21 protein-coding genes and 1 riboswitch are annotated in these 23,548 nt (G+C 44.0%); of the genes, 1 reads left to right on the top strand and 20 read right to left on the bottom strand.

Annotated elements, in window-relative coordinates:
* Positions 1–6: 6 nt before the first annotated feature.
* From ligA to FAY30_RS01965, 6 genes are all read right to left on the bottom strand, one after another.
* Positions 7–2,013: an NAD-dependent DNA ligase LigA gene (gene ligA / locus FAY30_RS01990; protein ID WP_149868317.1), complete on the bottom strand. Its 2,007-nt coding sequence runs from the start codon at positions 2,011–2,013 to the stop codon at positions 7–9.
* A gap of 36 nt (positions 2,014–2,049) precedes the next feature.
* Positions 2,050–4,314, bottom strand: coding sequence for a DNA helicase PcrA (gene pcrA / locus FAY30_RS01985; RefSeq protein WP_149868316.1), 2,265 nt, complete (start codon positions 4,312–4,314; stop codon positions 2,050–2,052).
* A gap of 71 nt (positions 4,315–4,385) precedes the next feature.
* Positions 4,386–5,069, bottom strand: a complete 684-nt coding sequence (locus FAY30_RS01980; RefSeq protein WP_149868315.1) for a heptaprenylglyceryl phosphate synthase — start codon at positions 5,067–5,069, stop codon at positions 4,386–4,388.
* 338 nt (positions 5,070–5,407) lie between these two features.
* Entirely contained in the window at positions 5,408–5,722 is a 315-nt protein-coding gene (locus FAY30_RS01975) for a YerC/YecD family TrpR-related protein (protein WP_149868314.1), read from the bottom strand.
* 26 nt (positions 5,723–5,748) lie between these two features.
* Positions 5,749–6,795 carry a DUF3048 domain-containing protein gene (locus FAY30_RS01970; RefSeq protein ID WP_149868313.1) on the bottom strand — a complete coding sequence of 349 codons (1,047 nt, stop codon included), beginning with the start codon at positions 6,793–6,795 and terminating at the stop codon, positions 5,749–5,751.
* A gap of 68 nt (positions 6,796–6,863) precedes the next feature.
* A complete protein-coding gene (locus FAY30_RS01965) occupies positions 6,864–8,609 on the bottom strand; it encodes an adenine deaminase C-terminal domain-containing protein (RefSeq protein ID WP_149868312.1) in 1,746 nt (581 codons plus the stop codon).
* 162 nt (positions 8,610–8,771) lie between these two features.
* On the opposite strand from FAY30_RS01965, the gene FAY30_RS01960 reads away from it, so the two are divergent.
* Positions 8,772–9,068: a YgaP family membrane protein gene (locus FAY30_RS01960; RefSeq protein ID WP_149868311.1), complete on the top strand. Its 297-nt coding sequence runs from the start codon at positions 8,772–8,774 to the stop codon at positions 9,066–9,068.
* Between the two features lie 205 nt (positions 9,069–9,273).
* On the opposite strand, the gene purD is transcribed toward FAY30_RS01960, so the two are convergent.
* The 14 genes from purD to FAY30_RS01890 form a co-directional block, all read right to left on the bottom strand.
* Complete coding sequence (purD, locus tag FAY30_RS01955) at positions 9,274–10,545, bottom strand: phosphoribosylamine--glycine ligase (RefSeq protein ID WP_149868310.1); 1,272 nt, start codon at positions 10,543–10,545, stop codon at positions 9,274–9,276.
* Positions 10,546–10,561: 16 nt separating this feature from the next.
* Positions 10,562–12,100 carry a bifunctional phosphoribosylaminoimidazolecarboxamide formyltransferase/IMP cyclohydrolase gene (purH, locus tag FAY30_RS01950; RefSeq protein WP_149868309.1) on the bottom strand — a complete coding sequence of 513 codons (1,539 nt, stop codon included), beginning with the start codon at positions 12,098–12,100 and terminating at the stop codon, positions 10,562–10,564.
* A complete protein-coding gene (gene purN / locus FAY30_RS01945) occupies positions 12,075–12,677 on the bottom strand; it encodes a phosphoribosylglycinamide formyltransferase (RefSeq protein ID WP_149868308.1) in 603 nt (200 codons plus the stop codon). Before purN ends, purH begins: the two co-directional genes overlap by 26 nt.
* A complete protein-coding gene (gene purM, locus FAY30_RS01940) occupies positions 12,674–13,708 on the bottom strand; it encodes a phosphoribosylformylglycinamidine cyclo-ligase (protein WP_149868307.1) in 1,035 nt (344 codons plus the stop codon). Before purM ends, purN begins: the two co-directional genes overlap by 4 nt.
* 5 nt (positions 13,709–13,713) lie before the next feature.
* On the bottom strand, positions 13,714–15,120 hold the full coding sequence (gene purF, locus FAY30_RS01935) for an amidophosphoribosyltransferase (protein WP_149868306.1): 1,407 nt from the start codon (positions 15,118–15,120) through the stop codon (positions 13,714–13,716).
* Positions 15,096–17,321 carry a phosphoribosylformylglycinamidine synthase subunit PurL gene (purL, locus tag FAY30_RS01930; protein WP_149868305.1) on the bottom strand — a complete coding sequence of 742 codons (2,226 nt, stop codon included), beginning with the start codon at positions 17,319–17,321 and terminating at the stop codon, positions 15,096–15,098. The genes purF and purL overlap by 25 nt, the downstream gene beginning before the upstream one ends.
* Positions 17,305–17,988: a phosphoribosylformylglycinamidine synthase subunit PurQ gene (gene purQ / locus FAY30_RS01925; protein WP_149868304.1), complete on the bottom strand. Its 684-nt coding sequence runs from the start codon at positions 17,986–17,988 to the stop codon at positions 17,305–17,307. Before purQ ends, purL begins: the two co-directional genes overlap by 17 nt.
* On the bottom strand, positions 17,985–18,239 hold the full coding sequence (gene purS, locus FAY30_RS01920; RefSeq protein WP_042454763.1) for a phosphoribosylformylglycinamidine synthase subunit PurS: 255 nt from the start codon (positions 18,237–18,239) through the stop codon (positions 17,985–17,987). Before purS ends, purQ begins: the two co-directional genes overlap by 4 nt.
* Positions 18,232–18,945, bottom strand: coding sequence for a phosphoribosylaminoimidazolesuccinocarboxamide synthase (purC, locus tag FAY30_RS01915; RefSeq protein WP_149868303.1), 714 nt, complete (start codon positions 18,943–18,945; stop codon positions 18,232–18,234). The genes purS and purC overlap by 8 nt, the downstream gene beginning before the upstream one ends.
* Positions 18,946–19,034: 89 nt before the next feature.
* Positions 19,035–20,333 (bottom strand): adenylosuccinate lyase, encoded by a 1,299-nt coding sequence (purB, locus tag FAY30_RS01910; RefSeq protein ID WP_149868302.1) that lies wholly within the window; start codon positions 20,331–20,333, stop codon positions 19,035–19,037.
* A gap of 3 nt (positions 20,334–20,336) precedes the next feature.
* On the bottom strand, positions 20,337–21,485 hold the full coding sequence (gene purK / locus FAY30_RS01905) for a 5-(carboxyamino)imidazole ribonucleotide synthase (protein ID WP_149868301.1): 1,149 nt from the start codon (positions 21,483–21,485) through the stop codon (positions 20,337–20,339).
* Positions 21,478–21,966 carry a 5-(carboxyamino)imidazole ribonucleotide mutase gene (gene purE, locus FAY30_RS01900; RefSeq protein WP_149868300.1) on the bottom strand — a complete coding sequence of 163 codons (489 nt, stop codon included), beginning with the start codon at positions 21,964–21,966 and terminating at the stop codon, positions 21,478–21,480. The genes purK and purE overlap by 8 nt, the downstream gene beginning before the upstream one ends.
* 184 nt (positions 21,967–22,150) lie before the next feature.
* A riboswitch (purine riboswitch) is annotated at positions 22,151–22,252 on the bottom strand.
* 96 nt (positions 22,253–22,348) lie between these two features.
* A complete protein-coding gene (locus tag FAY30_RS01895) occupies positions 22,349–22,546 on the bottom strand; it encodes an NETI motif-containing protein (protein WP_149868299.1) in 198 nt (65 codons plus the stop codon).
* The gene (locus tag FAY30_RS01890; protein ID WP_190284907.1) at positions 22,543–23,067 is read right to left on the bottom strand and encodes a DUF2179 domain-containing protein; all 525 of its coding nucleotides are present in this window, start codon (positions 23,065–23,067) and stop codon (positions 22,543–22,545) included. Before FAY30_RS01890 ends, FAY30_RS01895 begins: the two co-directional genes overlap by 4 nt.
* Between the last annotated feature and the right edge of the window lie 481 nt (positions 23,068–23,548).

The raw sequence follows: 23,548 nt of genomic DNA, 5'->3' as shown, positions 1-23,548 counted from the left end.
CACCTCTTATTTATTTAATTCTACTAAAAGCTTCTCCTCGTCCCACACTTCAATCCCCAGTTCTTGTGCTTTTGTTAACTTGGAACCCGCATCTTCACCCGCAATGACAAGATGTGTTTTTTTACTGACGCTCCCGGAAACATTGCCGCCAAGCGCTTCAATTTTTTCCTTGGCTTCATTGCGTGATAACTGCTCGAGTTTTCCTGTAAGGACAACCGTTTTCCCGGCAAAAATAGAGTCAGACTCTTCGGCGGCAACGGGCTTCACACCTTTATATTCCATATTTACTCCGGCAGCAGCCAGTTCATCGATTAGTTCCCCTGCTTCTTCTTGTTCAAAAAAGGCAACAATGGAATCTGCCATTTTATCGCCGATTTCATTGATGGCAATTAAATCTTCTTTCGCAGCTTCAACTAATTTTCCCATGGAACCAAATTGCTGGGCCAGCGTTTTTGCTGCCTTTGCCCCAACATGGCGGATTCCCAGACCAAATAACAGCTTTTCAAGGGAATTCCCTTTTGACGTTTCAATCGCTTTTAATAGATTGGAAACAGACTTTTCCCCCATTCTTTCGAGGGCTAAAAGCTGTTCACGGGTAAGCTTATATATATCGGCTACATCACCGATTAATTTTACAGCAAAAAGCTGACTGATAACTTTTTCCCCAAGACCATCAATATTCATGGCATTACGCGAGACAAAGTGAATTAAGCCTTCGCGAATTTGTGCCGGACATTTCGGATTAATGCAGCGCAGTGCTACCTCTCCTTCAAGACGGACAAGCTCACTTTCACATTCTGGACAATGCGTCGGCATATAGAAATCGACTTCACTGCCCGTCCGCTGATCAGCTAAAACATTGACCACTTCCGGAATGATATCGCCTGCTTTTTTGACGACAACTTTATCTCCCAGTTTTATATCCTTTTCACGGATTAAATCTTCATTGTGCAAGGATGCCCTCTGTACGGTTGTTCCTGCCACCTTTACAGGTTCAAGCAGTGCAGTCGGAGTGACCACACCCGTTCTCCCGACACTTAATTCGATAGCCAAAAGTGTTGTAACCACTTCTTCAGCCGGAAACTTATACGCAATTGCCCAGCGCGGACTTTTTGCCGTTGTGCCAAGTGCCGCCTGCTGCGCTAAGGAATCAAGTTTAATAACAATCCCATCAATTTCATAGGGTAGATGCGGGCGTTTTTCTACCCAGCCATTCACATACTGGATGACATCGTCAATTGTGGTACATTTTCTTCGTTCTTTATTCGTTTTAAAGCCTAGATGATCTAAATAATCCAGTCCTTCACTATGGGAAACAACTCCACTGGCTCCTGTGTTGCCGATCCCATATAAAAAGACATCCAGTCTTCTCGACGCGGCAATTTTTGGATCAAGCTGCCTTAACGATCCGGCAGCCGCATTTCTTGGGTTGGCAAACTGCTCCTCACCGCGCTCTTCTCGAGCCTGATTTAAGGCGTCAAATGAACGTTTTGGCATGAAGGCTTCACCGCGGACCTCTAAAGAAACATTTTCCCGTAAGCGAAGCGGGATTGATTTAATGGTCTTTAAATTTGCAGTAATATCTTCACCGATTGTGCCGTCACCGCGGGTGGCGCCTTGAACAAATAGACCATCTTCATATCGTAATGAGACGGCAAGGCCGTCAATTTTCAACTCACAAACATAGGATATCTCATCCCCTGCTGCCTGACGAACCCGGCGGTCAAAATCCCGTAAGTCCTGTTCGTTAAAAGCATTACCTAAACTTAGCATCGGGGTGCGATGTTCCACCTTCTCAAACAGGTCAAGCACCGCACCGCCAACACGGACGGACGGGGAATCTATTGATTTTAGCTCCGGGAACTTTGCTTCAAGCTCCAAAAGTTCCTGCATCAGCTTGTCATATTCCGCGTCCGGTACTGATGGGTTGTCTAGCACATAATATTCATAGCCATATTGATTTAACAGGCTTCTGATTTCATTGATTTTCTGTTCCGCGATTTGAAGGTCCATATATCCAGCCCTTTCATTAGGTATTTCGAAGACTAGTTATGCCTTTTTAATTGGTGCAAATTTCGCCAGCAAACGCTTGATGCCTACAGGTTTTGGAAAGGCAATATCCAGTTCGATTCCGTCACCTTGGCCTTTAACACTAACGACTGTTCCAATTCCCCATTTTCCATGCTCCGCTTTATCGCCAACCTTCCAGCCGATATCCTCACCGCCGGAAGCAGCCGATACTGGACGCATGACCGGTTTTCTTGGTGAAGCCGGTGTGCCGAAAGAGCTTCTCGACGACCCAAACGAGGTACCCGTTGAGCCATACGCTCTGCCACCGCCCGATCCAAACGGCGTATTCATCCGCTTCTCCACTTCCACACCCTCGATTAGATCCTCCGGTATTTCCGCGATAAATCTTGAGGCTGGATTCATATTGGTTCTTCCGAACAAGGTTCTCATTTGTGCATTTGTAATAAATAAACTTTGTTCCGCTCTTGTAATTCCTACATAAGCAAGACGTCTCTCCTCTTCCATCTCTGCTTCTTCCATCAACGAGCGGCTGTGCGGGAAGACACCTTCTTCAAGCCCGATTAGGAAGACAACCGGGAATTCCAACCCTTTTGCCGAGTGTAGGGTCATCAAGGTGATGGAGTCAGCTTTTTCCCCATCTTCATCGAGCGAATCTATATCAGCAACGAGTGCTAAATCCGTTAAGAATGCTATTAAGCTTTTATCTTCGTTGGTCTCCTCAAAGTTTTTCGTTACCGATAATAATTCCTCAAGGTTTTCTAAGCGGCTTTGGGCTTCAAGTGATTTTTCCGCCTTGAGCATCTCGCGATAACCCGACTTTTCCAGAACTTCCTCAACTAATTCTGTTACGGAGAGGAACTCTTGCATATTTGTATAATTGCGAATTAAATCGCGGAATTCTCGTGCTGCTTTTGTGATTTTCGGACTTAGGCCGATTAATTCAATCGAGTCCAATGCCTGATATAAGGAAAGATCATGCATGTCCGCAAAATTAGAAATTTTATCCACCGAGGTAGACCCAATGCCTCTTTTTGGAACATTAATCACTCGCTGCAGGCTGATATCATCGTCCGGATTGGAAATCAACCGCAAATACGCCAGCATATCCTTAATTTCTTTTCTGTCATAGAATTTAGTTCCGCCAACAATGGCGTAACCAATATTCGATTTAAGTAATACTTCCTCCATCACACGCGACTGCGCATTTGTCCGATAGAGGATCGCAATATCTGAAAGTTTCTTACCATCCCGGGTTAATTCTTTAATTTTCCCGGCGACAAACTGTGCTTCGCTTTGCTCACTGTCAGCACGATAATAGACGAGTTTATTTCCTTCAGGATTTTCTGTCCACAGATTCTTCGCCTTCCGGTTTAAGTTGTTTTCGATCACTTTATTGGCTGCGAGCAGAATTCTTTTGGTTGAACGGTAGTTTTGTTCAAGGAGAATCACCGTTGCGTTCGGGTAGTCTTTTTCAAAAGAAAGAATGTTGGCGATGTCGGCGCCGCGCCATCTGTAAATCGACTGATCGGAGTCCCCGACAACACACAGATTTCGGAAACGGCTGGCAAGCATTTTCACCAGCATATACTGTGCTCTGTTTGTATCCTGATACTCATCGACGTGAATATACTGAAATTTGCGCTGATAATATTCAAGTACTTCCGGTACCCTTTGAAATAATTGAATTGTCATCATGATTAAATCGTCGAAATCAAGCGCCTGATTTTTCCGTAACCGCCTTTGATATTCTGTGTACACTTCACTTACGGTCTGTTCGAAATAACCACCGGAGATTTTCACATATTCTTCTGGGGTGATTAGTTCGTTTTTTGCTGAGCTGATCGAGCCTAAAATCGCCCGCGGGTCAAACTTTTTCGGGTCAATATTTTTGTCTTTCAGGATTCCTTTTACCACCGATTGCTGATCTGTTGTGTCCAGAATCGTAAAATTCCGATTGAAACCCATCCGGTCGATATCGCGGCGCAATATCCGGACACACATCGAGTGAAAAGTGGATATCCAGATTTCTTCAGCAGCCCCGCCCATCATTTTGCCGATCCGGTCCTTCATTTCTCTTGCTGCTTTATTGGTGAAGGTGATTGCTAAAATATTATAAGGATTAACTCGCTTCTCAACAATTAAATACGCAATTCGATGTGTTAATACTCTTGTTTTTCCACTTCCGGCACCTGCCATCAATAGGAGCGGTCCGTCTGTCGCTTTTACGGCATTTTGCTGCTCCGGGTTTAGACCGTTTAAAAGCTTATCTGTTAAAAATTGCATTTTTTCCACCACCATTTACAAACATTTGTTCTTACTTTTATTCTATCTCCCTTTTCATTCTGAAGCAAATTCTATTTAACCGTTTTGACGGTTTCCAACGCTTGATCAAAATCTTCATATATTGAGTTTCCGACGACAATTACATCAGCATGCTTGGCCATTTCAGCCGCCTGTTCCACTGTAGCAATTCCGCCGCCATAAAAGAGGGTTGCTTTTTCAAGCACCTTTTTTACCTCTGCTACTAGAGAGGGATCACCGTATTTCCCGCTGTATTCTAAATAAAAAATCGGCAGCTGGAACATTTTTTCAGCCATCATGGCATAGGCCTTGACATCATCCGTTGTTAATAGTGCATTGGCGCTTGTCAGCTGTGCTGCCTTGCAATCCCCGTTTAAAATACAATACCCTTCCATGGCGAACTCTTCCCAATCCATGAGGTCTCCATATTCCTTTACAGCCCGATGATGCAGGCCCGTAATCCATTTTGCATCCTTGCTATTTAAAATTGTTGGGATAAAATAAAGGTCAAATCCAGGTGTAACAGTCTCAATATCTGATACCTCAAGCACACAGGGGACTGTATATCTGCGAATTCTCGCCATTAAGTCGAGGACATTTTCAAGTGTCACTCCGTCCGTTCCGCCTACAATCACCGCATCTGTCCCTGATTCACAAATTTTTTCCAATTTGTCGTCAGTTATTTCTTTATTTGGATCGAGTTTAAACACATGCCGCCACTCGCGAAAATCATACATGAAAAGAATCCCCCTACCTTGTAGTCCATTTCACCATTATAGCATTTGAGGAAACGATAAAAAAATAAAACACTGATTCTATTTATAGAAAAGATAACCAACGAAAGAAAAGCGGAAGCGCCCTGTTCAGCGGCGTATGGCCTGGAGCGCTCCAACTGAGATAAAGGAAACACGGTGAGCGGAGTGAACCGATGTTGACTTATCGTAGGGCGGAGAGCGAAGGACACTAGCCGCTAGGGTGCTGGAGCTAGACATTTCTCAAAATCGAAACAAATAAATTATATTAAAAAAAAAAACCGAAGAGATTACTCCCCGGTTCTATTTCAGTGCTCTATTTTTTATTCTTCTTTCGCTGTGCTTTTTTCATCTTTAACGCGTTCAAGTACCATTTCATAGGTATCATTTCCGAAGTTAAGACAACGTTTTACACGGGAAATGGTCGCCGTACTTGCTCCTGTTTCTGTTTCAATTTTATGATAGGTGTTTCCTTCCTTTAGCATTCTTGCTACATCGAGGCGCTGTGCTAACGATTGGATCTCATTGATTGTGCATAAGTCATCGAAAAAGCGATAGCATTCTTCTAAGTCTTTTAATGAAAGAACAGCCTGAAATAATTGATCGAGTTCTTTTCCTCGTAATTTATTTATTTGCATATACTTTGCCCCTTTAGTTAAAATCTCTATTGCATATTAAAAGAAACGCTTGATTGGAGTCCAGGGTTTGCCGGCACAGCATTTACCCAAGTTCTCCCTTGAACAAAAGGAACTTCTTCCCCATTTTTCATCGGTACAATTCTGCCGTTCCGGTTCGCCCATTCAACTTCGCTTTCCTTACCCATTTGAATCAGATAGCCTTTACCGCCGGATGTAAGATCAATATCTCTGCGTCCTACCGAATCGATCACATTGTGGATGGCTTCGATAATCAAAATGTTATCGAGCAAAACGGGCTCGTTTGAGTCTAAATCAACCGTCTGCTCCCCACCCGAAAAACGCTTATATTTTCCAAGTGCGCTGTCATATTGATATAAAGAATCGGAAATGCCGCCCGAGGAATAAGAGACTTTCACAGAATTCGCTTCGTTTCCAGTAATATTTTTTCTATCTTCCTCAGATAAAAACGTAAAGCTTGGCGGGCTTTTTTCCATCGAATAGTTCTTTTGCTCCGCACCTTTTAAAATATTTTCGTACGTAATATAGGAGTTATGCGGTGCCTTTCGAGCACTTGATCGCTGAAAAAGGGTCCCATCGTAGACCATTCCATTGATATTATCCACATAATTTCCTTCCAGCATTTGCTTCGCTTCCTCACTCCAGCCGTGGGCAACATATAGTGCATCAAGACCTTTGGCCAGCTCGATATAATAGTCCCGCGCACTTCGGACAGGCCCGATGTTCGCTGGCTTTTCACTTTGAAAAACGGCCAGGAAGCGAGTGATATCGCCCTCAGCAAGAACTTCATAGACAATATCAGCCTTATTTAAGCCCGATTGCGGCCTTGCTTTTGGGTGATTATTAACCATTACTGCGATGGCTCGTTCTTCTGTACTAGTTTGCGACCCAACTCCCGTTAGTGGAAAATAATAAGGGAATTCCGGTTTCTCCGCCTCTTTTTCTACTACTTTTTCCACCACTTTTTCTTTCTTCACTGGTTCCTTAACCTTTTCCTTACTGCATCCAGAGAACAGTAGAGCAACAGCTGCCAATGCAACAGCCCATTTTTTCATATGACACCCCGATTCGATGACAACGCTGCAATTCACTTTCACGCTTTAACTCTTTAATTACTTACAGTTTAACGCATTATTGACGGAAAGAGTACTGTTTTATTCATAACATCGTACATTCCTTGCTGCGTTATACGAATATATGGCAAATGAGTAGCAGAGAAAAAGGCAAGACTATAAATAGGGTCTAAGAATTTATAACCCCGTTCTTCTAATTCAACTAACAGTCTTTTTTCTTGCCCAATTAATTTTTCAACTGAAAGGCCTGACATAATTCCGCTTAGATTTAACGGCACCTCGCAGACCACCTCTGCATTCTCCACCATGACTATGCCGCCGCCTAATTCTTTCATTCTATTAAAAGCATGGATCATATCTTGTTTATTTTTCCCGATTAAAATAATATCACCTGTATTGGAATAGGAGCTGGCTAAGGCCGGCAATGTTGTTGCGAATCCCTTCAACAACGTATTAATTCGCCATTTTCCATATCGATCAATCAGCGTGAAGAAACATTCATCATGATCCGATGGCAATTCATCTACAGAAGCGTCAATGGAAATCGAATACGGTTTGGTAATGACCGCATTTTCCATTTTAATCCCAAATGGCATTGAAAATTGCAAATCATCCATCGATAAATCCCAATTTAATGCAAGTGGTTTAAGCCCGTATTGATCCCAATTGATTGCTGAGTAAGCCTCTTCTACTCTTACCCCATTCCGCTTAACCCATTTTCCCTTCGCCAAAACCGAAACCGGTGTTGGATCTTCGATACTGGATAAAAAGTTAATGTTGGCAACACGGCCAGTAGCAATATTACCATGTAAATGGTCAATATTGTAGTACCTGGCAATATTGACCGTCGCCATATTATAGGCATCAATGGCAGGGACACCTTTTTCAATGGCAATCCGGATCATTTGATCGTTCATTCCTTGCTCATAAAATGTAGAAGATGCACCGTCCGTATTAAAAAATAATCGATCATATGCCTCAATTCCCAGCCGCTTCATATCATCCAACAGCTGTGGTAAATCAGGACGAATCGAAGAGTGCCTTAATGAAACCATATATCCTTGCATCAGCCGATCATAGACCTCTTCACCCGTCATTGCTTCATGGTCACAATCCGCGCCTAAAAGCTTCATTTTCGCTAACGTTTTTTCCGAAGCACCAGGAAAGTGCCCTTCAATTTGCTTGCGCATCCGTTTTGCTTCTTGAATCCAATGAAGCATCATATCATCGCCATCAAGCAGCTTTGGCCAGCCCGTTAACTCTCCGCCTTGCAGAACTGCATCATGCTCAAGCCACGATTTAACATTACTATGCGAAAAAATTTCTTCTTCATTCAAAATTTCCGTTTGTGAATCAAATCGGCTCCACCAATACATCGTCGTTGGAATGGAACGGAGATCCCTTAGTAACGAAAACGCTTCCTCTTTTTTCAAATGCATGATCAAGGCCATATTGTCATTAATAAGTGTGGTTGTTCCAAACTGTGATGCATAGGCCGCCAATGTTAGGGGATTATATAATTGAAATGGATGTGCATGCGGCTCAATGTATCCTGGGACAAGAATTTCATTGGTACAATCAATGATTTCACAATTTTCCATATTTGCAGGTAAGTTCTCACCAACATAAACAATCCGATCTTCATATATCCAAATATTTGCTCTCAGCCATTTACGAAATGTCTGATTTAAGTACAAGGCATTTTTCAATAAAATGGTTGGATTTGTTTTCCCATCCAAAACGGATACATGCATGCGTAAGTGTTTATTTTTCCAGCGGTAGCGTTGTTCCAGCATACCATGTCCCTCCCTATAAAACTATCTATATAAAAAAGTGTTGATTTAACAGTAAAGAAAGCCCTTACATTTTTTCTATAGTTTCTATCGTATCATATTTTATCATTTAAAGCAGTAAAGAATTGATAAATATTGTAAAGATTTTGTGAAGGAGTGATCATGATGAATATCAAACCAAATATCGGAATTTTAAACGCATTAATCCGCATTACTTTTGGGTTAACGATTCTTGCATGGAGCACGTCGAAGCTTGTGAAGCATCCGTGGAGGGATTCTTATTTGTTTGCAGCTTTGTGTGGCGCCATGAAGGTAGCTGAGGGGATTGTCCGTTATTGTCCAGTAACGGCATTATGTGAAAGATGCCAGGATATGATTCAGGAGCACAGTCAAGCAACGGATTCTATGGATGGAATGGAAGGGCTGGACGGGGATTCAGTTGTGCCGTATAATCCGTCTTAAATGACGAAAAGGCACTTCTTATTTAGGGTTGGGTGACCATATTACGGATGAAGACCTTTTCTTATTTGAAATACAATAAAAAGTCCTTCATCGCACTCATGAAGGACTTTTCACTTCGAAAAAACAACTAATTTGTCCTTCATCGGGCTTATGAAGGACATTTCGCTTCGCAAAAACAACTAATTTGTCCTTCATCACTATACCGTTACCTAATAATAGCCTGTATTGCTTTTGCACCGATATCTTTTCGATAAAAAACGCCGTCACAATTTAGTTTTTCCAGCTCACGATATACTTTTTCTTGGGCATCTTCAAGGGTTTCAGCTTTGGCGCCAACGAGCAGCACCCGGCCGCCAGCTGTGATAAAATGACCGTTTACATCCACAGCCGTTCCGGCATGAAAAATAGAAACTTCCTCAGAAAAATCCGCTAATCCTGCCAGCACAGCACCCTTTTCATATGCTTCCGGATACCCTTTTGCCGCCGCAACAACACCGACCATTGGCTGGGCATCCCACTCAAGCGCCGGCTGTTCACCATCCAACAATGCTAAAATCACCTGAACCAAATCTGATTTTAATCTTGGTAATACGACCTGTGTTTCCGGGTCGCCAAAACGGGCATTAAACTCAATCACCTTAGGGCCGTCCACCGTTTTAATCAGGCCCGCATATAAAATACCACAGAAACTCCTGCCCTCTTGCACCATTGCTTTTGCCGCAGGAATCAGTACCGTCCTGACCGCCTCCTGAACGGTTTCCGCACCAATCTGCGGAACCGGCGAATAAGCACCCATTCCGCCGGTATTCGGTCCTTGGTCACCATCAAATGCCCGCTTATGGTCCTGTGCGATTTCAAGCGGAATGACCACTTCGCCATTCACAAATGCCATTAACGAAAATTCCTCGCCGCTTAAAAATTCCTCAATAACCACACGGGAAGATGCCGCACCAAACTTCGCCCCCACAAGCATGTCATCCAAGGCTGCGAAAGCTTCTTCTTTCGAAAAAGCAACGGTTACACCTTTGCCCGCAGCTAACCCGTCCGCCTTGATCACAATCGGTGCACCTTTTTCCTCCACATATTGCCATGCCTCTTCAAACGAAGTAAACACAGCATATTCTGCAGTTGGAATCTGATATTTTTCCATCAGTTCCTTGGCAAAAGATTTGCTTCCTTCAATCTCAGCAGCCGCTTTTCGCGGTCCGAATACCGTCAATCCTGCTTCTTCAAATTTATCAGCAAGCCCTTCTAACAAAGGGACTTCTGGACCGATAATCGTTAATCCTATTCCTTGTTCTTTCGCAAACCCAATAAGCTCCTCGTGCTGTGACTCCTCAAATGGAACTTGAACCGCCACGTCGGTCATGCCAGCACTTCCGGGTGCGACATATACAGTTTCAATTAGCGAGCTCTCGCTTACCTTTTGACAGATAGCATGCTCTCTCCCGCCTCGGCCAATGATTAGTACCTTCATCCTGCACCCCTCCAGCCTAATGTTTAAAGTGTCTAACGCCTGTAAATACCATGGCGATTCCGTATTCATCTGCCTTTTTGATGGAATCCTCGTCACGGATGGAGCCACCGGGTTGAATGATGGCGGTAATTCCTGCTTTGGCCGCCGCCTCAACGGTATCATCCATTGGGAAGAAGGCATCCGATGCAAGCGCGGCACCTTCGGCCTTATCGCCTGCCTGCTTCAGAGCAATTTCTGCCGAACCCACACGGTTCATTTGCCCTGCGCCAATTCCCAGAGTCATATCTTCACTACTAACGACAATTGCATTTGATTTAACATGCTTAACAACCTTCCAGCCCAGTTCCATGGCTTCCCACTCCGCTTCTGTCGGCTGTCTCTTTGTCGGAACCGTTACCTCGGCATCTGTCAGTGAATAGCGGTCCTGTTCTTGAACGAGCAATCCGCCTTCAATCGTTGTCATTTTCAGTTCAGCCTTTTTCACTTCATCAAACGAAATCGTCAGCAGTCGAAGATTCTTTTTCGCTGTTAAAATCGTTAACGCCTCATCCGAGAAAGATGGTGCGATGATAATTTCTAAGAAAATTTCGTGGAGCTTCACAGCCGCCTCACGGTCGACCTCACGGTTAAAAGCAATAATCCCGCCAAAAATGGATACAGGGTCTGCCGCAAACGCCTTCGTAAACGCGTCATATCCGGTTTTCCCTGTTCCGACGCCGCATGGGTTCATATGCTTCACCGCCACGGCAGCCGGTTCCGAAAATTCCTTCACAATTTGCAATGCTGCATCGGCATCGTTGATATTGTTGTAGGAAAGTTCTTTGCCGTGGAGCTGCTTGGCATAGGCAATCGAGAACTTGGAGCCAAGTGGTTTTTTATAAAAAGCGGCTTGTTGATGCGGGTTTTCCCCGTAGCGCAGGCCCTGCTTTAATTCATAGGTTACCGTTAATTTTTCGGGTGTCTCTTCCCGGGCGAGGTCCGTCATATACTCAGCAATTAAGGCATCATAAGCCGCAGTGTGACGGAATACCTTAGCAGCTAGCTTTCTGCGTGTTTCAAGTTTCGTACTGCCGTCTGCTTGTAATTCCGAAAGCACCGTTTGATAATCGGCCGGGTCAACCACAACAGTCACGTATTGATGATTTTTCGCTGATGCACGGAGCATGGTCGGTCCGCCGATATCGATATTCTCAATCGCGTCAGCAACGGTCACTTCCGGTTTTTCAATTGTTTGCTGAAATGGATAAAGATTGACACAAACAAGCTGGATGGGATCAATCCGATGTTCACCAAGCTGCTTTTGGTGATGTTCATCATCATGTTTCGCCAGCAGCCCGCCATGAATATAAGGATTTAATGTTTTGACACGGCCTTCTAATATCTCCGGAAATCCGGTAACATCACTAACACTAAGAACAGGGATCCCTTGTTCCTGAAGCATGTTCTTCGTGCCCCCGGTTGAGATAATTTCAAATCCAAGGCGGACTAATTCACGAGCAAATTCACTAACCCCGCCTTTGTCAGAAACACTAATAAGTGCGCGCTTTTTCGCCATTTATAACCTCTCCTTGTGTTAACAGCATGTGTAAGATTGATGGATAAAGTTTGTGTTCGATTGATTGAATTTTTTGCTGTAAGCTTTCCCTTGTTTCAGCTTCCGCAATTCGCACTCGCTCTTGAACAATAATGGGGCCGGTGTCCATCCCTTCATCAACAAAGTGAATCGTTACACCCGTCCATTTTGCTTTTGCAGCTAATGCCTGACCAATCGCGTCTTTTCCTGGAAAGTCCGGGAGCAGTGATGGATGGATATTCACGATTCGGCCTTCATACTCTTTCAGTAAGGTCGGACCAATCAGCCGCATGTAACCAGCCAAAACAATCAGGTCCACATCCAAATCCCGCAGCAACCCAGCTATTTCTTTTTCAAAATCTGCCTTACTGGAGTAATCCTTTGCACTAAAAATAAAACAAGGAATGCGGTTAGCTTTTGCTCTTTCAATCGCAAAAGCGCCGGGCTGGTCACAAACTAACAGGGAAATTTCCGCCGAGAGCAGCCCTTCACGAATCACATTGATGATGGCCTGAAAATTACTTCCGCCCCCTGATGCAAATACGGCAATTTTTTTCATCGCCGCCCACCAAAGCCTTTAATCTGAATTCCTTCTTCAGCTGTAACAGAGCCAATTTCATAAGCTGTTTCGCCGGATTGCTTGAAATGCTCCATGACGTCTGCCGCATCTTCCTGTTTAACAGCGAGGACCATGCCAATGCCCATGTTAAAAATATTATACATCTCTTGATAATCGATTTGTCCAACCTCAGAGATCAACTTAAACACCGATGGAATATGCCAGCTTTTTTCAATCAGTTCGGCGCCAAGTCCGGCAGGAAGCATCCTTGGTATATTTTCAATAAAACCGCCGCCGGTAATATGGGCCATTCCATTGATTTGGAATTTTTCCAATGCCGCCAGAATCGGTTTTACATAAATTTTCGTTGGTTTCAGCAATTCTTCACCTAATGTACATCCAAGCTCATCAACAAACTCGATTAAAGACCAGTTATTAAATACCTTTCTAACCAATGAGTACCCATTACTGTGGATGCCGCTTGAAGCCAGGCCAATTAGGACATCTCCCGGCTGAATGTGTTCACCGGTTATCAATTTCGGCTTTTCACATGCCCCTACTGAAAATCCGGCAAGATCATACTCTTCATCACGGTAAAGCCCCGGCATTTCCGCTGTTTCACCGCCAATTAAGGCACAGCCTGCCTGCTCACAGCCATCGGCAATCCCTTTGACAATCGCTTCAATTTTTTCCGGAATCGCTTTACCGCAAGCAATATAATCTAAAAAGTAAAGCGGCTCTGCTCCCTGAACAACGATATCATTGACACACATTGCCACCGCATCGATTCCAATTGTATCGTGCCGGTCCATCATAAAGGCAATCATCAGCTTCGTGCCTACGCCATCGGTGCCAGACACCAAAACTGGCTCTTTTAACTTAAGCTCAGATAGATCAAACATACCGCCGAATCCGCCAAGACTCCCAATCACACCGGCCCTGGCTGTCCGCTGTACATGCTTTTTCATCCGCTCCACCGCTTCATAGCCTGCTTCGATATTTACCCCTGCTTGTGTGTATGCATTTGCCATGACCGTCACCCCTTTTGATAATAGTACTGCAGTGTATCTGGATAAATTTCAGTAGGATAATTTCCGTTAAAACAGCCTAGACAAAAGCCGCTTTTCCCTTCTGGATCCAGCGCCTTTACCATGCCATCGACACTTAAAAAGGTTAATGAATCAGCACCAATCAATTGGCGAATTTCCTCAACCGACTTGTCTGATGCAATCAACTCTTCTTTCGATGAAGTATCAATTCCATAGAAACATGGATTTTTGATCGGCGGTGAACTGATGACCACGTGCACCTCTGTCGCACCGGCATCTTTTAACATCCTGACAATTCTTCTGCTAGTCGTGCCGCGGACAATGGAGTCGTCAACCATAACCACCCGTTTTCCTTCTACAACCCCGCGAACAGCAGAAAGCTTCATTTTTACCCCTTGCTCACGTAATGACTGGGAGGGCTGAATAAAAGTCCTGCCGACATATTTGTTTTTTATTAAACCCATTTCATAAGGAATCCCCGTCGCTTCCGCATAACCGATGGCCGCTGAAATACTGGAATCCGGCACACCTGTCACGACATCCGCATCAATCGGAGCCTCGATGGCCAGTCTCTTCCCTAAATTTTTACGGGCAGTATGAACATTGACACCTTGAATATTGCTATCAGGCCTGGAAAAATAAACATATTCCATCATGCAGATCGCTTTAGTGGTACTCATCGCAAACCGTTCCGATGTGATTCCATTTTCGTTAATGATTAACAGCTCTCCCGGCTGAATATCGCGGATATATTCCACCCCGATAACATCAAAGGCGCAGGTTTCCGAGGCAACTACATAAGCATCGCCAAGGCAGCCGAGCGATAACGGCCTCAATCCATGAGGATCGAGCGCCACCATTAACTCTTTTTCCGTCATAATCAAATAAGCATAAGCCCCTTTTAACATGGACAGGGCATTTTTCACCTGGTCGTTCATTTTAGGGAAGCCGCTTCTTCTAATTAAGTGGGCTAACACCTCGGTATCTGAGCTGGTTTGAAAAATACTGCCTTGTGCTTCCAGCTGATGTTTTAAAGAATTTGCATTCACCAGGTTACCGTTATGGGCAAGGGCGAGGCTGCCGCTTTGCGAATGGAACAGAAGCGGCTGAACATTCTCATAGCCGCCGCCCCCTGCGGTCGCGTAGCGGACATGACCGATTGCGGCAGACCCCGTAAGCTTAGTCATTGCCTCTTCCGTAAAAATCTCAGTCACGAGTCCTTCGCCCTTAAATCCTTTTAATGTTTCCCCGTCGGAGACAACGATGCCGGTTCCCTCCTGGCCGCGGTGCTGCAGGGCGTGAAGTCCGTAATAGGTTAACTGGGCGGCATCCGGATGTCCAAAAATACCAAAGACACCGCACTCTTCATTTAGTCCCTTGATTTCAGCAAGCATGGGATCGCCCCTTTCCAGGCAGCTCTTAATTCATCTACAGTAGACTCAAGCACAGCCTGACCTTCGGATCGAATGCTCAGATTAGCCGAATCATTCACCTCACCGATAAGGCTCGCGTCTACTAGACTTTCAAACTCGGCCTGATGTTCCTTTTTTACGGATAAAAGAAAACGAGATTGGGTTTCGCTGAATAGTGCTGATACCGGATTCCCAGTAATGTTCACATCTGCCCCAAGTTCTCCCGAAGCAAAAAGGCATTCGGCAACGGCAACAGCTAAACCGCCTTCAGACAAATCATGGGCAGATTGAATCACTCCAGCACGAATGGCAGCTAGAACTTGTTCTTGTCTTTCTTTTTCTATTTCAAGATGTAATTGCGGTGCTTTTCCAAAAATGCTTCCGTTCAACAGCTTTTGCAGCTCGCTCCCGCCAAATTCAGGTGTAGTTTCCCCCACTAAATAAATAAGGTCACCGCTCGCTTTAAAATGCTGTGTCGTAATATGGTCAAGGTCACTGACAAGCCCAACCATGCCAATCACCGGCGTTGGATAGATCGCCGTGCCGCTTGTTTCATTGTATAATGAGACGTTTCCGCCGATCACAGGTGTCCCTAGTGTGCGGCATGCGTCACTGATTCCGTCAGCTGCCTTTTCAATCTGCCAGAATACCTCTGGTTTTTCGGGATTGCCAAAGTTCAAGTTATCGGTAATCGCTAATGGCTCGGCACCGGAACAAATAATATTGCGGGCCGCTTCAGCAACAGCAATTTTTCCACCAGTTTCTGGATCCAAGTACACATAGCGGGAATTACAATCCGTGGTCATCGCTAACGCTTTACGTGTTCCTCTGATCCGAGTGACAGCAGCATCCGAACCAGGAGACACTACCGTGTTCGTGCGCACCAAATAATCATATTGCTCGTAAACCCATTCCTTGCTGGCAATGGTCGGCTGGCTTAACAATGCTACTAATGTATCTTTCAGGTCATCTACCTGCGGAATTTCATTTTCCATCGCTTGGAATTCAGCAAAGTAGGCCGGCTCTTTTGATGGTTTGTGATAAACCGGTGCATCTTCTGCCAATGCATCCACTGGCAGGTCGGCAACTATTTCCCCTTTATGGATCAGGCGGAATTGTTTATCATCCGTTACCTTGCCAATCGCAACAGCATCTAAATCATATTTTGAAAAAAGATCCTTGATCTCTTGTTCTCTGCCCTTTTTCACGACAATGAGCATCCGTTCCTGCGACTCCGACAGCATCATTTCATAGGCAGTCATGCCCGTTTCCCGCTGTGGTACAAGGTCTAAATTCATCTCGATGCCCATACCGGCTTTACTCGCCATTTCGGAAGAAGAGCTGGCAAGTCCTGCAGCACCCATATCTTGAATCCCGACAAGGGCATCCGAATGGATTAGTTCCAGGCAGGCCTCTAACAACAGCTTCTCCATGAATGGGTCACCGACTTGAACCGCCGGACGATTTTCGTCAGACTGCTCCGTTAATTCTTCAGAAGCAAACGTCGCACCGTGAATTCCGTCACGGCCGGTCTTTGCACCGACATACATCACGGTATTGCCCAATCCATGGGCCTGGCCTTTTTTAATATCCTCATGATTAATTAAACCGACACACATCGCATTGACAAGCGGATTTCCTTCATAGGATGGATCGAACTGTATCTCACCGCCAACGGTTGGAATGCCAATGCAGTTGCCGTATCCGGCAATTCCCGCTACCACTTCTTTAAACAAATAGCGTGTCCTAGCCTTATCCAGTTCACCGAAACGAAGTGAGTTTAGCATTGCGATTGGACGTGCTCCCATTGAAAAAACATCACGGATAATCCCGCCAACACCTGTTGCCGCACCTTGATACGGTTCAATCGCGGATGGATGATTATGGCTTTCGATTTTAAATACAACTGCCTGACCGTCACCGATGTCGACAATCCCTGCACCTTCACCAGGACCTTGAAGGACTTTTTCACCGGTAATCGGGAATTTTTTCAGAACTGGCTTTGAATTTTTATAGCTGCAGTGCTCTGACCACATAACAGAGAAAAGACCGGTTTCAGTATAATTTGGTGTCCTTCCGAGGATCTTTTCGACCATTGCAAACTCTTCATCGGACAAACCCATTTGCTGATAGATTTTCTCTGCTTTAATTTGGTTAGGATTTGGTTCAAGCGTTGACAACATGTGCTTCCCTCCAAGTCTTCACAATCGATTGAAACAATTTAAGTCCATCGGCACTGCCTAAAAGCTCGTCAACCGCCCGTTCAGGGTGCGGCATCATGCCAAGAACATTTCCTTTTTCATTGGTAATCCCCGCAATATCGGCAAGGCTTCCGTTCGGATTTTGCTGATAAGTAAACACGATTTGGTTATTGGCTTTTAGCTGTTTTAGTGTTTCTTCATCACAATAGTAATTTCCTTCACCATGGGCGACCGGAATCGTGATGGTTTGGCCTTGCTCGTATGCAGAAGTAAACATGGATTGATTGGTTTCTACGATTAATTCCACCGGCTTGCAAATAAAGGAGAGACTTTCGTTCCGTCTCATCGCACCCGGCAGCAAGCCTGCTTCAAGAAGGATTTGAAATCCATTGCACACCCCAAGCACAGGCTTGCCGGCCTCAGCCGCCTTGATGACTTCTTTCATGACATTGCTAAAACGGGCAATTGCTCCTGTACGGAGGTAATCGCCGTATGAGAATCCGCCTGGCAAAAGGATTCCATCAAATCCGTCTAAACTTTCCGTATCATGCCATACGTATTCCACTTCTTCCCCAAGCTCATCTTTAATCGCATGGAACATGTCGACATCACAGTTGGAGCCTGGAAATACGATCACTGCAAACTTCACTGAGCGACACACTCCTCTACTTCGTAACGGTAGTCTTCAATCACCGGGTTGGCTAACAGCTTTGTACAAATCTCGTTTATCACTTCATCAAGGTCACGCTCTGATTTTTCAATCGTCAGTTCCATATATTTGCCGATGCGGACATCGGTTACTTCCTGATAATTTAACGAATTTAATGATTGCGTTACCGCCTTACCTTGCGGATCTAATACACTTTCTCTTAATGTTACGTATACTTTGACTTTAAACATGCTGATGACCTCCAAGTCTTGTTAAAATCGATTCATATGCCTCTGTTAAACTTCCTAAATCGCGGCGGAATACATCTTTATCCAGCTTTTCATTGGTTTGTTGATCCCATAGGCGGCAGGTATCAGGCGAAATTTCATCTGCTAATAAAATTTGACCCTGTTCATCTTTGCCAAACTCAAGTTTGAAATCAATTAAGTTAATACCTAGTTCTGCAAAAAAGCTCGATAAAACCGCATCTACTTCCAGCGCTTTTTCTCGTAAAATCGTAATCTCTTCGACCGTCGCCGCTTTAAGTTCAAGGATATGGTCTACTGTCAGCAGCGGATCACCAAGAGCATCATCTTTTAGATAGAACTCAACAATTGGTGCTGATAGCGGAGTCCCTTCTTCGATTCCCAATCTTTTTGAAAAACTGCCGGCAGCCACGTTACGAACGACTACTTCTAGCGGAATGATGGTTACTCTTTTCACGAGCTGTTCCGTTTCAGAAACTTTTTGAATAAAGTGTGATTCAATCCCTTTTTCTTTTAGCTTTAAAAATAGCAAACTAGTAATCTCGTTATTGAGACGGCCTTTACCGGTAATTTCCGCCTTCTTTTCTCCGTTAAAAGCAGTGGCTGAATCTTTGTATTGGACTAGTACAACATTTTCTTCATCAGTTTTGTAAATGCGCTTCGCTTTTCCTTCATAAAGAAGTTCTGTCACGATGAATCACTCCTTAATTCGCAATATTGGGAATCTTCAAACTAGAGGAGGGGGCAAACTCCTGCTTTAACTGCCCCCTATTTATTTTTTTACTCGTTCAACCCTAGCCGATCGAAAATGGTATCTACATGCTGCAGGTGGTAGTGGTAGTCAAAACAATCGGCAATCTCGTCGCCAGTGAGCAATGAGGTAATTTTTCCATCGGCCTCAATCAATCCACGGAATGGAACTTGCTTCTCCCATGCCTCCATCGCTTTCGGCTGGACAGTATCATAAGCCTCTTCACGTGATAAGCCTTTATCAATCAAGGCAAGCAGCACGCGCTGGGAATAAATTAATCCAAGTGTCCGATCCATGTTCCGCTTCATATTTTCCGGATAAACCGTTAAATTTTTAATAATGTTGCCAAAGCGATTAAGCATATAATTTAAGGCAATCGTCGCATCTGGCAAAATAACGCGTTCTGCTGAAGAATGGGAGATATCGCGCTCATGCCATAGCGGCACATTTTCATATGCCGTTAACATATAGCCGCGAATCACTCGCGCCATACCGGTCATGTTCTCGGAGCCAATTGGATTCCGCTTATGCGGCATCGCTGATGATCCTTTTTGACCTTTTGCAAAAAATTCTTCTACCTCGCGTGTTTCACTCTTTTGCAGCCCGCGTACCTCAACCGCAAACTTCTCTATAGAAGTCGCAATTAAAGCAATCGTGGACATGTAGTGTGCATGACGGTCACGCTGCAGTGTCTGTGTTGAGATTGGCGCTGGTTGAATACCTAATTTCTCACAAACATACTGTTCAACAAACGGATTAATATTGGCATAGGTTCCAACCGCGCCGGAAATTTTACCAAACTCTACACCCGCCGCTGCCTGTTTAAAACGTTCAAGGTTACGTTTCATTTCTTCATACCAAAGGGCAAGCTTTAAACCAAAAGTAGTTGGCTCCGCATGGACTCCATGTGTCCGTCCCATCATCACGGTCATTTTATGTTCCATTGCTTTATTTTTTAAAATCTCAACAAAGTTTTCCAGATCTTTCAATAAAATCGCGTTGGCTTGTTTTAAAACATAGGAAAGGGCTGTGTCAACGACATCTGTTGATGTTAGACCGTAATGAACCCACTTCCGCTCCTCACCCAATGTTTCCGAAACCGCACGGGTAAAAGCAACCACATCATGTCTTGTTTCTTTTTCAATTTCATTAATGCGGTCGATATTAAACGAAGCATTTTCACGAAGCTTTCGGACATCTTCTTTCGGAATTTCCCCTAATTCCGCCCAAGCCTCACATGCAAGAATTTCTACCTCAAGCCAGGCTTTAAAGCGGTTTTCCTCCGTCCAAATAGCTCCCATTTCAGGTCTTGTATAACGATCAATCATGTTTTATCCTCCGATCACTTCTTTAGCTGTACGCCAGATGCTGCTTTCTTCAATTTCACTAAGGGCCTCATCCACGTTATCCTTCAAAATGGTAACATGCCCCATCTTTCTTTTCAATTTTGGCTCCTTTTTACCGTATAAATGAACCTTCCAGCCATTCATGTCCGGGATTTCCTTAAAAATGCCATCAAGATGCTCTCCTAATAGATTGACCATAACAGCTGGTTTTAATAGCTCCGTACTTCCTAAGGGCCAATTGCAAATAGCACGGATATGCTGTTCGAACTGTGACGTCTCGCAGGCCTCGATGGAATAATGGCCAGAGTTATGCGGTCTTGGTGCCAATTCATTAATATAAATCGTGCCATCACTTGTCACAAACATCTCAACAGCAAGCGTCCCGACTAATCCAAGTGAATCAGCAATCTGTTTTGCCATCTGGATAGCCTTTTCTCCTAGTTCATCAGAAATTCGGGCTGGAACAATGGTTGTATGCAAGATATTTTCTTGATGAATGTTTTCCCCAACTGGAAAAAATACTGTTTCACCATCTAGTTTTCGGGTAACAATGACGGAAATTTCCTTTTCGAACGGAATCCATTTTTCTAACACACAGCTGCCATGAGCAAGAATCGGCTCTGCTTTAGCTAAATCTTGCTCGTTTTTAATCACAAGCTGTCCCTTGCCATCATAGCCGCCTCTTGCTGTTTTCAATACAGCTGGATACCCCACCCGTTCTATATTTAGAAATAATTCTTCTACGTTTTCGATAACCTCATAAGGAGCAACCTTAACTCCGGAATGCTGGATGGCTGCTTTTTCACTGATTCGATCTTGCGTAATCGTTAAAAGTTCTTTCCCCTGCGGGACATAAGCCTTTTCGCAAAGCCAGCCTAATGTATCGGCGTCAATGTTCTCAAATTCATAAGTGATCACGTCACTCATGGCGGCTAGCCGGGCAATGGCTTCGCGGTCATCATAAGCACCGATGACCTCAAAGTCTGCCACCTGCCCGCAAGGAGAATCGGAACTTGGTTCTAATACAGCGATTCGAAAACCTTGGGCTTTCGCTGCAAGTGCCATCATTCTCCCAAGCTGTCCGCCGCCGATAATGCCAATCGTTGATCCCGGTAAAATCGTTTTGTTAGCCAAGTTGATCACTACTTTCTAGAACTTCTAGTTTAATAGCTTCTCTTCTAGCTTCTAATTGATCAGCGAGTGCTGAGTCTTCGGTTGCTAAAATTTGTGCGGCAAGCAGGCCAGCGTTCACGGCACCTGCTTTTCCAATCGCCACTGTTGCAACCGGAACCCCGCCCGGCATTTGCACGATGGACAGTAAGGAATCCAGTCCATTTAAGGCTTGGGATTGAACAGGAATGCCGATCACCGGCAAGGTTGTTTTCGCTGCCACCATCCCAGGCAGATGAGCCGCTCCGCCTGCGCCGGCAATGATCACCTTTAGGCCTCTTTTCCTCGCATCATTTGCATATGTAAACATCAAATCAGGTGTACGATGTGCTGATACTACCCTTTTTTCATATGGAATTTCAAATTGTTCTAGTATTTCACAAGCATGCTTCATTGTTTCCCAATCTGATTTACTTCCCATAATCACTCCGACAAGATTCCGCATCCTTGTTCCCCCTAGTCTAAAAATATATTTTAAACGTTGTGATTCACTTATGTGGCACTCCGCCGCTTTTCTGCACAAATAAAATACCCGAAACAAATAGCTTCTCAATTAAGAGAAAGCCATTTGTCCGGGCATACAGAAATGAGGTCACCAAACAAGAAGCCTAAGCCCCTTTATTGTGCCGAACATATTGACTTTCCCTCATAGTCCAATAATTTACGGTTATTGGGTAGAAACTTATGGGCCATATTCCCATGGATATACGAGGGTAAAGATAATTGGTTTTGGTTTCATTAACTAGCTTCATCATACCAACTCAGGCTGTAGGTTGTCAATAAATATATCGAACAATATTTTTGAATTGCACAATAATGTTCGTGTTTTACTCAATTAACTTGGCTTCAAAGACGATTTGACGGCCGATTGGCTCGTAAATTGTCTCATTCCCTTTCTTCACCTCTTGAAAGATCGGCTTCTCCGTTCTGCGGACAGGAACATAACCCTGCTGCTTTATTCTATTAAGGCACTCCTCAATACTTTCATTTTCCTGCACTTCAAATTGCAGTTTCTTTTTGCTCATGAAAACAATTTCCCTCTTTTCACTGATTTTACCCAGAAGCCCCCGTGGATCGATTTTGGTTCATAAGAAATTATAAAGGCTTTAGGATCCAGACTTTTTATCGTATCATATAGTTTTAATTCAAATTTTCGCGGTGTGAGGATTTGCATCGCCATTCGATTCCCCTCAAGTCCATGGGCGGCCCAGTCCGTTACGCCATACCCTTTCTCCCGCAACAATTTCGGTACATCTTTGTCATATTCCACTGTAATCACATTGACTGTAATGTAACCTAACGCGAGCTTTTCCTCAATCTTCATCCCAACAATTACACCGATTCCATAACCAACCGCATACGCAATAAGGTTTTGAATCTCATTCAGATTATTTAAAACAAGGCCGAGACCGAGTACATAAATAACCACTTCAATCATGCTTAGCGATGCTGCCAGATAGCGCTGACCCTTTAACGTCAAGATCATCCTAATCGTAAAAAAAGAAACATAGACAATATTAATAATTAGGATAATCGCAACCATCATAAAACCGTTTTCCAACACAGAGATGCCCCCTTATTTGTATGCTTTCTACACTTTATCACAAGTGTTCCCGAAATTCCTGATGATTCTTACACAACAGTACAAAATAAATATACCCGTAAATTCAAGTAAAGGGGCGATAATTTGCAAAAAAAAATTCTTGTTATTATCTTTCTTATTGCTATTAGTATTCCATTTCAATCTGTTACTTACGCAAATGCTTACTAACCGGAATGAGTGGATAAAAAACATCACCGTAGCGAGCTGGTACTATGAAAAGTAGAATTGGGAGGAAGTTTTTAGTTTATTCCAGGCTTTATTGAAGAGGATTGGAAACTATTTTCTCTGGGTTTTAGGGCATTTATCAACGACTTTTGGGTAATTATCGACGGGTTTTAAGATTTATCGACGACTTTTAGCATTCTATCAACAACTTTTCTGGTTTTATCAACGACTTCTTTTTTTCCTTGTAAAAAGACAAAAA

This window comes from Bacillus sp. S3 (genome assembly GCF_005154805.1).
Taxonomy (GTDB): Bacteria; Bacillota; Bacilli; order Bacillales; family Cytobacillaceae; genus Neobacillus.
The sequence above is the reverse complement of the archived record's forward strand: the minus strand, read 5'-3'. Positions and strand labels throughout refer to the sequence as shown.